This window comes from Aneurinibacillus migulanus, from assembly GCF_001274715.1.
Lineage (GTDB): Bacteria > Bacillota > Bacilli > Aneurinibacillales > Aneurinibacillaceae > Aneurinibacillus > Aneurinibacillus migulanus.
In genome coordinates this window covers 83,701-96,099 of the sequence record NZ_LGUG01000005.1, presented here as the reverse complement: position 1 = coordinate 96,099, position 12,399 = coordinate 83,701, and the positions used below count along the sequence as shown (strand labels likewise).

At 43.3% G+C, this 12,399-nt stretch carries 11 protein-coding genes, 1 tRNA gene and 1 other annotated feature; of the genes, 9 read left to right on the top strand and 3 right to left on the bottom strand.

Annotated elements, in window-relative coordinates:
• Positions 1 to 256: 256 nt before the first annotated feature.
• Positions 257 to 1,315, bottom strand: a complete 1,059-nt coding sequence (locus tag AF333_RS26200) for a YaaC family protein (RefSeq protein WP_074715462.1) — start codon at positions 1,313 to 1,315, stop codon at positions 257 to 259.
• 207 nt (positions 1,316 to 1,522) lie between these two features.
• Between AF333_RS26200 and guaB the strand changes: the two genes are divergently transcribed.
• The 7 genes from guaB (at position 1,523) to AF333_RS37755 (ending at position 8,930) form a co-directional block, all read left to right on the top strand.
• Positions 1,523 to 2,989 carry an IMP dehydrogenase gene (gene guaB, locus AF333_RS26195; protein WP_043063693.1) on the top strand — a complete coding sequence of 489 codons (1,467 nt, stop codon included), beginning with the start codon at positions 1,523 to 1,525 and terminating at the stop codon, positions 2,987 to 2,989.
• Positions 2,990 to 3,097: 108 nt separating this feature from the next.
• On the top strand, positions 3,098 to 4,429 hold the full coding sequence (locus AF333_RS26190) for a D-alanyl-D-alanine carboxypeptidase family protein (protein WP_235355875.1): 1,332 nt from the start codon (positions 3,098 to 3,100) through the stop codon (positions 4,427 to 4,429).
• 151 nt (positions 4,430 to 4,580) lie between these two features.
• Positions 4,581 to 4,795: a binding site (T-box leader), on the top strand.
• A 50-nt stretch (positions 4,796 to 4,845) separates the two neighbouring features.
• Positions 4,846 to 6,135, top strand: a complete 1,290-nt coding sequence (gene serS, locus AF333_RS26185) for a serine--tRNA ligase (protein WP_043063692.1) — start codon at positions 4,846 to 4,848, stop codon at positions 6,133 to 6,135.
• Between the two features lie 418 nt (positions 6,136 to 6,553).
• Positions 6,554 to 6,630, top strand: a tRNA-Arg gene (locus AF333_RS26180).
• 551 nt (positions 6,631 to 7,181) lie between these two features.
• On the top strand, positions 7,182 to 7,952 hold the full coding sequence (locus AF333_RS26175; protein ID WP_043063691.1) for an IclR family transcriptional regulator: 771 nt from the start codon (positions 7,182 to 7,184) through the stop codon (positions 7,950 to 7,952).
• Between the two features lie 636 nt (positions 7,953 to 8,588).
• Positions 8,589 to 8,720 carry a hypothetical protein gene (locus AF333_RS37255; RefSeq protein WP_158502276.1) on the top strand — a complete coding sequence of 44 codons (132 nt, stop codon included), beginning with the start codon at positions 8,589 to 8,591 and terminating at the stop codon, positions 8,718 to 8,720.
• Between the two features lie 27 nt (positions 8,721 to 8,747).
• Entirely contained in the window at positions 8,748 to 8,930 is a 183-nt protein-coding gene (locus tag AF333_RS37755) for an amidase family protein (protein WP_074715466.1), read from the top strand.
• Here the strand turns inward: AF333_RS37755 and AF333_RS36365 are convergent.
• Positions 8,879 to 9,040, bottom strand: a complete 162-nt coding sequence (locus tag AF333_RS36365) for a hypothetical protein (RefSeq protein WP_235497037.1) — start codon at positions 9,038 to 9,040, stop codon at positions 8,879 to 8,881. The two genes, AF333_RS37755 and AF333_RS36365, sit on opposite strands and share 52 nt — an antisense overlap.
• A 303-nt stretch (positions 9,041 to 9,343) precedes the next feature.
• On the opposite strand from AF333_RS36365, the gene AF333_RS26170 reads away from it, so the two are divergent.
• Entirely contained in the window at positions 9,344 to 10,516 is a 1,173-nt protein-coding gene (locus AF333_RS26170; RefSeq protein WP_043063690.1) for an LL-diaminopimelate aminotransferase, read from the top strand.
• Positions 10,517 to 10,552: 36 nt separating this feature from the next.
• Entirely contained in the window at positions 10,553 to 12,211 is a 1,659-nt protein-coding gene (locus tag AF333_RS26165) for a thiamine pyrophosphate-dependent enzyme (RefSeq protein WP_043063689.1), read from the top strand.
• Here the strand turns inward: AF333_RS26165 and AF333_RS36360 are convergent.
• Positions 12,195 to 12,380 carry a hypothetical protein gene (locus AF333_RS36360; RefSeq protein ID WP_235497032.1) on the bottom strand — a complete coding sequence of 62 codons (186 nt, stop codon included), beginning with the start codon at positions 12,378 to 12,380 and terminating at the stop codon, positions 12,195 to 12,197. The two genes, AF333_RS26165 and AF333_RS36360, sit on opposite strands and share 17 nt — an antisense overlap.
• Positions 12,381 to 12,399: the final 19 nt, after the last annotated feature.

Below are 12,399 nucleotides of genomic sequence, written 5' to 3'. Positions count from 1 at the left end.
ACAAACGCAACGTCGTCTCCGAAGCTCTCGCTCGGCTGAAAAAAGGAAAACAAAATGCTGATACTTTGATTGCCGAAATGAAGGTAGTATCGGCAAAGATTAGTGGCAACACGCGGAGCTGACGAATACTAATCGGTCGAGGGCTTAACCAAACACATGCGCACGTTCTTCTGATTCAGTTTTCAGAGTGTAATAAATGAACCCCCTTATCTGAGCAATCAGGTGAGGGGGTTTTTGGTTTTATTATAATGAAAAATCATTCAGTATAAAAAATATGTCTTTCCTGTAAAAGTAAATCATATACCAGGTTTGGAAATTTCCTTGCAGAAAGCGTCAAAAATTCTTGAATCATATACATATCTTCAGACATAAATGAGAACACGATTTCTCCCCATCTTTCTGTTTCATATCGACAAAGCATGCCTAGCACGTACATAATCATGTAATGAATGACTACTTCCGGTATCGTATGATTTTTGCCTGCTTGTGTTTTATAAAAAAAATTCCCTTTATAGTCGTGGAGGAATAAAATATTCTCAAAGCCATTACCGCTTTCTGTAACATGTATTTTCTCAGGATGGTGCCATTCCAGCCGAATAATGCCACGGGGAGCTTCAAGCGAAGAGGCTGCAAAATAAGCCTCTCCTTGATTGTAGCGGTTTAAATAATGGATAAATGATGCATATGTCAAATGAGCGTTATCGAGAACAAAATCGGGAAGGTAAAAGATTGTGCATAAGCGTTCAAAGTTCCGATGTGATGAAAGAGATACTGAGGTCAGGGAAGTCTGTTTATATAACCGTTGGTAGGCTGCCTGTAGCTCTGGTATTACGGCTAACAAATCCTGTAATCGATACTTTTCATGTAACGGTTCTTTGCTTAGAAAACTATAAAGATATGGAAGAAGTCCTTCTTTTTGTACACGAACTTCATCTTCAGCAAGCGAGTAATAATTTCTTTTGATTTTACGGCTTGTTACTCCATGTTGCAGCACCCGTGTGTTTGAAGGATATTGGGGATCACGCGTAAGCACATATGCTTTCAAAAGACTTACCATCCCGTAATACAGAAGCAAGGGCTGGACAAGAATATCACTTTTGGCAGCTGAGAAGTAATACTGTCGGGCCTGCTTTATGTAATAGATAAACTTTGAGGCATTGTGAAATGCATACACATTAGATTTCTGAATACTTTGCTTTTCATATATTTGCTGTAAGAATGTTTTGGTGGTAGGTTCACTTTCGAAATACAGGTAGCTGTCCCACATTTTTTTCGTCGGATTTTCACACATTATTGTATGGACCGCCTGATACATGCCCTTCACCTTTTCCCTTCTAATTATTCGTGAAAATAGAAAATACAGGTACGAAAACGCTTAATTTCTGTTATTGTTTACAGAAAAGCCGAACTATATTACAGTGTTCTTGACAGTAAAATAAGGGGTTTGTTAAACTTTCGATAATATAAATACACGACTAACAAAACACGACCAACAAACTAATAGAAAAGGAAGGTATTTCTCGTGTGGGAAAATAAATTCAGTAAAGAAGGTTTGACGTTTGACGATGTATTGCTTATTCCGGGGAAATCTGAAGTGTTGCCGCGTGACGTTAATGTTTCCACACAGTTGAGTGAGAATGTAAAGTTGAACATTCCGCTGATTAGCGCCGGTATGGACACAGTAACCGAATCGGCCTTAGCCATTGCCATTGCACGTCAGGGAGGCATGGGAATTATTCACAAGAATATGTCAGTGGAACAACAGGCGGAAGAAGTTGATCGCGTTAAACGCTCCGAAAGCGGTGTTATTACCAACCCATTTTCTCTACAGCCCCATCATCCGGTATCAGATGCGGAAAAATTGATGGCCAAGTTCCGTATTTCCGGAGTTCCAATCGTTGATGAGAAAAATAAATTGGTCGGTATTCTTACTAATCGCGATCTTCGTTTCGTTCACGACTATTCTGTGCAGATTGCAGAAGTGATGACGAAAGAGGAACTGGTAACTGCTCCGGTAGGCACAACGTTAAAACAAGCAGAGGAAATCCTACAGCGCCATAAAATCGAGAAACTTCCAATCGTCGATGAAAACAACGAATTGAAGGGCCTTATTACAATTAAAGATATTGAGAAAGCCATCCAGTTCCCTCACGCTGCCAAGGACGCCCAGGGAAGACTTCTATGCGGCGCTGCTGTCGGCGTATCCAAAGATACATTTGAACGCACTGAGGCCCTTGTAAAAGCCGGAATCGACTGCCTTGTCATCGACACGGCACATGGTCATTCCAAAGGAGTAATCGATACGGTAAAAGAAGTACGAGCAAAATATCCTGACCTGACCATTGTGGCCGGTAATGTAGCTACTGGACAAGCGACTCGTGACTTAATTGAAGCAGGTGCTTCTGCTGTTAAAGTGGGTATCGGACCTGGATCGATTTGTACGACACGTGTTGTTGCCGGTATTGGTGTACCTCAGATTACGGCCATTTATGACTGCGCTTCTGTAGCACGGGAATACAACATTCCGATTATTGCGGACGGCGGAATAAAATATTCCGGCGACATCGCCAAAGCCATCGGAGCAGGTGCATCTGTAGTTATGATCGGAAGCCTGTTCGCTGGATGTGAAGAAAGCCCGGGAGAATCTGAAATTTACCAAGGCCGTCGTTTCAAAGTATACCGTGGCATGGGATCTCTTGGCGCAATGAAGGAAGGTAGTAAAGACCGTTACTTCCAGGAGAAAGAGGACGACAAAAAATTGGTTCCTGAGGGCATTGAGGGCCGCGTACCGTATAAAGGACCGCTGGTGGATACCGTATATCAACTAGTTGGAGGCTTGCGCGCAGGCATGGGGTATTGCGGAACTGGCAGCATTGAAGAACTAAAAAACAATGCTCAATTCATCCGTATTACAAATGCCGGATTAAAAGAGAGCCACCCACATGATGTAAATATTACAAAAGAGGCTCCAAACTATTCGCTTTCGTAATATTTTTGTAAGAAAATAGTTAAGAAGACAGGGAATAAACACCCTGTCTTTTTTAGTGTTGTATGGTAGAATTAAGAGTATTGTGTAATTCATGTGGAGGTGCGAGAGTTGTCAACGCTACTTGTTAGACAGATGAAGAAACCGATTATGCTAGCACTGGCGTTTCTGGTGTTTTTTGTACCGATTCTTCTCACGGTAAACACTGGACAAGTCCAGGCAGCGGCTCCAGTGCTTAATCTGGACGTGAATTCGGCCATTATGATTGAGGCGAAGACGGGAAAAATCCTGTACAAATACAATGAGAATCAGGCTTTTCCTCCGGCTAGCATGACCAAGATGATGACCGAATATCTTGTGTTGGATGCCATCAAGAAGAAAAAACTATCCTGGGATCAGAAAGTCACCGTTGATGAGTATGGTGCATTCCTTGGAAAGTCGAAAACATCAGGCGTATTGCTTGCCCTGAACGAAGTACATACTGTAAAAGAACTTTATGATGCGATGGCTATTTACTCGGCTAATGATGCCACCGTTATGCTTGCTAAGACGGTAGCGGGTTCCGAAAGCGAATTTATAAAGCTGATGAACAAAACAGCAAAAGAGTTTGGCATGACGCAGACGTATTTTGCTACTTCAACCGGCCTTCCGCTTGCGGACTTAAAGCAATTCGCTTCGGAATCGGCGACCGGCGAAAACATGATGTCTGCCAGAGACTCGGCTATTCTGGCTAAGGAATTACTTACAAGGTATCCCGAATTATTAGAGACAACCAAAATCCCACACAAAACCTTCCGCGAAGGAACTTCTCGTCCGTTGAAAATGGATAACTGGAACTGGATGCTTCCGGGGCTTGTGAAACAGTATGCGGGAGTGGACGGCTTGAAAACAGGTCATACGAACGCGGCCGGTTTTTGTTTTACTGGTACGGGAGAACGCAACGGTATTCGTGTCATTACTGTTGTAATGGGTGCTAAATCGTTCTTGAGCCGTTTCACAGAGACAAGCAAGATGCTTGATTATGGCTTCCACAATTATAAGATGCAGCCGCTTCTCAAAAAAGGTGCACAAGTGCCGGGCGGTGAGATGGCTAAAGTCGACAAGGGAACTGATAAAGAAGTGGTTGCTTTGGCGAGTCAGGACGTACTTTACCCAGTAAAAGCAGGTGAAGAAGGGGCCTACAAGCCGAAAGCGGTGTTGAAGCAGGTTACCGCTCCTATAAAACAGGGGCAGGAAATTGGAACGATTAAAATTGTCGGACCGAACGGCAAAGCCGACGAATTCCTTCGTCCGATTGACGAGCAGAAAGCGGGCGGTACATTGGTAGCCAAAGACGAAGTAGAGGAGGCAGGCTGGATTCGCCTCGCTTTCCGTTCCTTCTTTGGATTTATCGGAGATATTTTCAGCAGCTTGGGCAATATGATTAAAGGATTGTTCAGCTAGTGTAAGGCGAAGGGACGCCCCCTATGGCGTCCCTTTTTATATCCGGAATCGCTAAACAATGGAAACTGCTGTCTCCTGCAAATTACCGAAAGATAAATTTTGCATATTATTTTGAGATATAGTAAAGTATAGGTGTAGTTTTTTACAGTGTATAAAGGCTATGATGAGAATAAGTAAGCGGAAGCTGGACGCCCAGAGAGTCGGTGGAGGGTGCGAACCGAACGAACAGGCCGCTGAAATCCGTCTCGGAGCCGTCGGCGACAAGCCGGTCCGGTTACACATCCGTTATCATGTGTCGAAGGGCATGGAAGCTATGAGCTTTATATGCCGAAGTAGGGTGGCAACACGGGTAATCTCGTCCCTTAGGTGGGAGGGGATTTTTTTATTTTCTAAGCTTTATTCAGGAGGAGATATGTATGTTAGACGTCAAACGCCTGCGCACCGATTTCGACGCGATTAAAAAAGCGCTCGAAACGCGCGGAGAAAAACTAAACGAAATCGATAAATTCGCTGACTTGGACGTAAAGCGCCGTTCGCTGCTGGCTGAAAGCGAGCAGTTGAAAAACAAACGCAACGTCGTCTCCGAAGAGATCGCACGCCTGAAAAAAGAAAAACAAAATGCTGATAATTTGATTGCCGAAATGAAAGAAGTATCGGCAAAAATTAAAGAATATGACGAACAAATCCGCGTATTGGAAGAAGAAATCTCCCAAATCATGCTCGGCATCCCGAACGTACCGCATGAAAGCGTACCGGTGGGAATGACGGAGGATGACAATGTACCAGTACGCCATTGGGGAGCTACGCCTCAGTTTGCCTTTGAACCGAAGCCGCACTGGGATATAGCAGCTGAGCTTGGTATTCTCGATTTTGAAGCAGCTGCGAAGGTTACCGGAAGCCGTTTCGTCTTTTATAAAGGAATGGGCGCACGGCTGGAACGTGCCTTAATTAACTTTATGCTGGACCTTCATACTACCGAACACGGTTACGAAGAAATTCTGCCACCATACATTGTGAACCGCGAAAGCATGACCGGTACCGGACAACTTCCAAAATTCGAGGAAGATGCGTTCAAGCTGGAGGATACGGATTATTTTCTTATTCCGACCGCAGAAGTACCAGTGACGAACTACCATCGGGATGAAATCCTGTTGGCGGATATGTTACCGATTCGTTATGCGGCATATAGTGCTTGTTTCCGCTCTGAGGCTGGTTCTGCTGGCCGTGACACGCGCGGCTTGATTCGTCAGCATCAGTTTAACAAAGTAGAAATGGTTAAGTTCGTACAGCCAGAGACTTCCTATGATGAATTGGAAAGCCTCGTGAATAATGCGGAGAAAGTTCTCCAAGTATTGAATCTCCCGTACCGCGTCATGAGCATGTGTACAGGTGATTTGGGCTTTACGGCAGCGAAGAAATACGACATTGAAGTATGGCTGCCGAGCTATGACACATACCGTGAGATTTCGAGCTGCAGTAACTTTGAAGACTTCCAGGCGCGTCGTGCAGGTATTCGTTTCCGTCGCGACAGCAAATCAAAGCCGGAGTTTGTGCATACGTTGAATGGATCTGGTCTTGCTATCGGACGTACGATGGCAGCCATCCTGGAGAATTTCCAGCAGGAAGACGGCAGCGTCTTGATTCCGGAGCCACTGCGTCCATACATGGGTGGTCTAGAAAAGCTTACGCCGAAGAGCGCGAAGTAAGGTAAGTACTTTCTGTATAAAATGAAAAGGCGTACGACAGAATGATCTGTGTACGCCTTTTCTATATCATGTGGTTAGTTAGTTGGAGAAGCGTAATGTATACTGGCTGCTTTCACCGCATCTCGTAAACAGATAATAACAAATATCAGATATGGATACGTACGTTTTTCAATAAAGCACAACAATCGGGGATAAGAGAGAATTTTTTACTTTTTTTCCCGTTCTTTGTTCCGTATCTTTTTGCTGAGATTGCCGGGCAATTTCCGGGAAACGTCTGTATGTGTTTTCGTACAAAATAGAAATAATGAAGATAAAATAGCTGTATTCGATGTAAAACTGCATATAATAGTAAGGAAAGAGAAAATGCAATCGAGGGTTTGTCATTCAGGGAAAAGATATATATAATATATAAATATATGGCTCCGTAGCTCAGCAGGATAGAGCGTCGGTTTCCTAAACCGTGCGTCGGAGGTTCGAATCCTCTCGGGGCCGCCATCTACTTAAAACCAATGTTTTTAAGCATATGGTGTACAAGATTTGACAGCAGCGCCCTTTCCGTTCACTTTGTAAGATGGACGAAAAGGGCGTTTTTTCACAAAATATTCTTGCTTTAGTAGAAAATATTATTCTAATTTAAAACGTTTCAATTCATCTAGTAATTTATTTGCCAATTGACTCAGATTACTTGCAGAAATGGTTTGAATTGCAATGAGTATTTCATTTTTATACTGGCTGATTTGTTGGCTACTATATAAGTTACACTTAATATTTTGATAGGGTAGCGTGGCTGGAAGTAGGAGGAATAGAGAAAGAAGAGGGGGGATACGCCCTGCATCCCGGCAGAAAAATGGCGGCCGTGTCTCTTCCTTATGTCATTTAAAATACAATGTTTTTGAATAGGCGTTTTACATTTTGAAATGGTAAAATATATATTTGAAGCACCTAAAAATAAACTATAATTGTATCAAAAGTATGTATAGAAAAATCTTGTTTGCATTCGTTGATGCAAGGTAATGAATATTGTTGCACTATTGGGAGGGGAGTATATGAATCAAAGTGTAATAAAAGCGCTAAAATTACTCGATTTTTTTTCAAGTGAGCAAAAAGAATTGACGTTGAGTGAACTGTCAAACAAATCGGATATGCCAAGACCAACGGCATACCGTTTACTTTCCTCTTTGGAAGCATGTGGATTCTTGTCAAAAATAAAAAATACTGACCAGGATGTTCGGTATCGTCTAGGACTAAAACTGCTTGAATTGGGAGGCATTGTAGCCGAACAGCTTGAGCTACGCAACATCGCTCTACCCTGGATGCAAGAGCTTTGTGAGGATATCAATGAAGCAGTACATTTGGTGGTGCGGGACGGGGATGAAGCTATATATATCGAAAAAGTAGAAAGCAGTCATGCAGTCCGTCTTCACACGCGTGTAGGTAAGCACTCTGAACTCTATATCGGCTCCGGACCAAAACTATTGCTTGCTTATTTACCTGAAGAGGAGCAACAAGCTATTATCGAGAAACTATCATTCGCAAAGTTAACAGAAAACACGGTCGATAATAAGGAAACATTACGGCAACAAATTCAAAAAATAAGAGAAGAAGGCTACGCGATTAGTCGTGGGGAACAAGACAAGGACACGATTGGTATTTCCTATCCGGTACGTGATTATACGAGACAGGTTGTTGCAGCGCTGAGCGTGAGCGGCCCCACAACAAGAATCAGTCGCGAATTCGAGGAAATCGTACGGCAAAAAACAAAAGATACAGCCGCATACATCTCCAAAGAACTTGGCTATTCGGAAGCAGGCATTTAATAAAAAAAGATTGCCCTCGTTGTTAAAGGGCAATCTGGATTTAAAATACAAAGGTATTTTTTGTTTTATTAATAAAATATCTCTGTGCCTATATTTATTTTATATACAAAATTAATCTTCTGATAAAGGATAGGTCCCTTCTTCGGTGTGTACTTCTTTTCCTTCTTGTCTTACTTCTTCCAATGTTCTGCCGATCATGCTGATTCCTCCTGTTAATTATCTAAATTATTTTAATATACTAAATCAAAACCCTTGATACTAAATGTCTAAATTAAAAAATCATGTTACGATAAGAAGAATTTCATGTCAAACACTTTAAGTGCTTAGAATGTTTTTTGACAAAGGATTATTATTTTTAACTAAATTAAAAGATAGCTATTTTGATCATCAGCTCCCTAAGATAAGTCCTCTATATTTCCAAATATCAATCTATTCTAAAAATAGTTGATATTTTCGAAAATATTTATATAATAATACTATGTAAATTAAAATGGCATTTCAATATATGAAAAGGAAGCGAAGCTATTTATTTTCTAAATGGTGGATTTGCCCCTAATGGCATAGAGCCCGTTATAAAAGGTATTGCTATTATTATTTTTTTCTTGGTGCCGAAATCGTTACCATTACGCCAAAGCGTTGTATATTAAAACTGAGAGCATCAGCCACTTCAATGATTTGTTGAATGAAGTAGATGTTATCGTAACACCAACTATTCCTATCCTTCCATCTAATATTGGACAGGAATATGCGGTAATAAATGATAAGTAAGAACGGGTTCGAGCCGCTATCCAGCGGATGACTGCCCCGACGAATGTAACTGGGTTTCCAAGTTTATTATTGCCTTGCGGTTTCTCTTCTTCGGGATTACCCATAGGTATGCAACTTATAGGAAAACGGTTTGATGAAGCTAATCCTTACCGTTTTGGTTATACCATTGAGCAGGCTATGGTTCTATATAAGTTACGGTTAATATTTTGACATGGTAGCGTGGTTGGAAGTAGGGGATTCGGAAAAAGAAGAGGTTGGATACGCCCACCGCCCTTCCTTCTTTTCTTATCTCTCACCACAAGAATTTGTCGATGTATCAAATCAGATGTATATAGATANCGCCCACCGCCCTTCCTTCTTTTCTTATCTCTCACCACAAGAATTTGTCGATGTATCAAATCAGATGTATATAGATAAAATGCCGGTACTTCTATAATGCTCTATCTTTGATAGTATGATTGATTAATTTTGGTGTACGTCGATTCTATTTGCGAATCCTATGCAAGCTGACCCCTGTTAGGACGGCTTGTAAGGAAATATTTTAAGAATCGGCCGCGTTTTTGTCCGATATAAGAAATACTATTTCATTTATAGAAATAAAAGTAACCAGGAGGGCGATGAATATGGTTGTTAAACCACAGCGGCTTCAGAATATTCCTCCCTACTTATTTCATGAAATCAACAAAAAAAAGCGGGAGCTTGAAGAACAAGGTGTTCACGTTATTGATTTAGGAATTGGATGTCCGGATCTGCCAACGCCGAAGCATATTGTTGAACGACTCAAGTCCGAAATGGACGATCCGAACAACTTTAAATACCCAGGGTATAGCGGGTGTGGTGAGTTTCGGGAGGCTGTCGCCCATTTTTATAAGAAACGATTTGATGTTAGCCTAGACGCCGAAAGTGAAGTTCTTGCACTTATCGGCTCAAAAGAAGGAATCGGACATTTCATCTCCGCGGTCATTGATCCGGGAGACATCGTGCTTATTCCTAATCCAGGATATCCTGTATACCAGGCAGCGACTTATCTTGCAAATGGCGTTCCTTACAGTATGCCGCTGTTGAAGGAGAACGGATTTTTGCCTGATTTCTCGTCACTTCCTAGGGATGTTGTGCAGAAAGCAAAGCTGATGTTTTTGAATTATCCTGGCAACCCGACGGCAGCCGTAGCCGATGGGCACTTCTTTCGAGAAGCAGTGACATTTGCAAAGCAGAACGGTATTATCATTGCTCATGATGCAGCATATCAGATGGTAACGTTCGATGGATACAAAGCTCCGAGCATTTTGCAGGTAGAAGGGGCGAGGGAAGTCGCCGTGGAATTCGGGTCCCTTTCCAAAACATATAACATGACAGGGTGGCGCCTTGGATATGCAACAGGAAACAAAGCAGCCTTGTCTCTACTTTCTATCGTTAAAAGCAATATGGATACGAGTCAATTCCTCCCTATCCAGAAGGCGGGAGCGACTGCGCTGCTGTCAGATCAGAGATGTGTAGAAGAATATAATCTTATTTATCAGGAACGTCAGGATGCCATGATTGCCGCTTTACGGGATATCGGTATTGATACGGATGCTCCGAAGGGCAGCTTCTTCATCTGGGCTCCTGTTCCAGACGGTTACACATCGGGTGAATTCGCTTCTAAAGTGCTTGAGGAAGCGGGGGTCATTGTCACACCTGGCACGGCTTTTGGTGAATACGGCGAAGGATATTTCCGAATCTCTCTATCTGTACCAACCAATAAGCTTTTAGAAGCGGCTAATCGCATGAAAACAAAATTGGCTATTTGCCGCTAGATGTTCAATAGAAAAAAGAATAGGAGGAAAGATAAAATGAAAAAAGTAATGAACGGGGCTCAGGCGATTGTTGAATGCATGAAACGGGAAGGTGTGGAGCATGTATTTTGTGTCCCTGGTGAAAGCTACCTTCCGTTGATGGACAGTATTTATGAGTCTGGAGATATTCAGTTAATCTCAACACGCCATGAAGGGGGAGCCTCCTTTATGGCGGAAGCATATGGAAAGGCAACACGGAAGCCAGGTGTAGCCATGGCCACACGTGCAGTTGGAGGTGCGAATCTCGCCATCGGTATTCATACTGCTTACCAGGACTCCACTCCGATGGTTGTCTTTTTGGGGCAAGTGCATAGTAAGTTCCGTGGGCGGGAAGGATTCCAGGAAGTCGAGCTCGATCGCTTCTTCGGCCATATTGCCAAGTGGACAGTTGAAATCAAAGACGCGGAACGTATGCCAGAATTAGTGCAGCGCGCATTCCGTATTGCAAAAAGTGGTCGTCCGGGTCCGGTAGTTGTAGCACTTCCGGAAGACGTGTTGGTCGCCGAAGCGGAAATGTCATTCGGTCCGGTTGCACCAGTGCCGAAGCCGCGCCCTGGTGCCAGTGAAGTAGCAGCTATTGAACAGCTTCTAGCTAACGCTAAACGTCCGCTAATCTTGGGGGGCGGTGGTGTTATTGCAGCAGATGGTGAGCAGGCACTCTTGAAGCTGGCTGAGGCACTCAATATTCCGGTCATGGCTGCGTTCCGTCGTCACGATATTTTCCCGAATAACCATCGTTTATATGTCGGTCATTCCGGATTGGGCACTTTCTCTCCCATTCTTGATACGTTGGGTCAGGCGGATGTCGTATTGGTTGTGGGCACACGTCTGTCTGAAGTAACGACGCAAGACTACGGGATTTTCCCGCAAAATCCGAAACTCATTCACATCGATATTGATGCAGCTACGCTCGGCAAGTCATACAGTCCTGATCTTGGCGTGGTGGCGGATGCGAGAGAAGCGCTTGAAGCACTGCTGGATATGAATGTAACATGCATGTGGGAAGAATGGGCTAAAGAACGACGCGAAGCATATGAACTTGCAGGAGAAGGGATAGCTAAAGAAGAATACGCCGTTGATAATCGAGAAATTATTCGTATAATGCAGGAAGTACTCTCAGAAGATACGATGATTACGAATGATGCTGGCAACTTTGCTGGCTGGCTGCACAGCTTTTACTCTTTCAATCGTCCGAAAACGTACATTGGTCCGACATCCGGTGCGATGGGGTATGGACTTCCCGCAGCGATCGGCGCCAAAGTGGCAAGTCCAGGCAAAACGGTCGTATCGTTATCTGGTGATGGTGGATTTATGATGACAGTGCAGGAGCTGGAGACGGCTGCTCGTTACAACATTCCGGTGATTGCGCTTGTCTTTAACAATAGCATGTACGGTACAATTCGTATGCACCAAGAAATACATTATCCAGAAAGAGTCATCGGTACCGATCTTGGAAGCGTGAATTTCGCTGAACTTGGAACAGCACTCGGCGTGCAAAGTGTAAGAGTCGAAACAAACGAAGACTTTAAAGAAGCTCTGGCACGTGCTGTGGCCTCGAATGCTCCTGCACTTATCGAGATTATGACCAATCCGGAGCGTATTTCAGTCCAATCTACGATTTCTTCTATCCGAGAAAAAGCTAAGCATCGCGTGTAACTATATAAATTACACTTGATAGTTTGACAGGGTAGCGTGGTTGGAAGTAGGCGATTCGGAAAAAAGAAAAGGTTGGATGCGCCCTGCGCTCCAGCAGAAGAAAGGCAAACGTGTCTTTTTCCGACCGCTCTCCCCCACCGCCCTTCTTTCTTTTCTTCCCTCTCACCACAAGAATTTATCGATTTATC

Bases quoted from the DNA above. Each gene is read 5' to 3' on its own strand.
- serS (WP_043063692.1), top strand. From the start codon at position 4,846: ATGTTAGACGTCAAACGCCTGCGCACCGATTTCGACGCGATTAAAAAA.
- AF333_RS26165 (WP_043063689.1), top strand. From the start codon at position 10,553: ATGAAAAAAGTAATGAACGGGGCTCAGGCGATTGTTGAATGCATGAAA.
- AF333_RS26170 (WP_043063690.1), top strand. From the start codon at position 9,344: ATGGTTGTTAAACCACAGCGGCTTCAGAATATTCCTCCCTACTTATTT.
- AF333_RS37755 (WP_074715466.1), top strand. From the start codon at position 8,748: ATGACTGCCCCGACGAATGTAACTGGGTTTCCAAGTTTATTATTGCCT.
- AF333_RS26175 (WP_043063691.1), top strand. From the start codon at position 7,182: ATGAATCAAAGTGTAATAAAAGCGCTAAAATTACTCGATTTTTTTTCA.
- AF333_RS26200 (WP_074715462.1), bottom strand. From the start codon at position 1,315: ATGTATCAGGCGGTCCATACAATAATGTGTGAAAATCCGACGAAAAAA.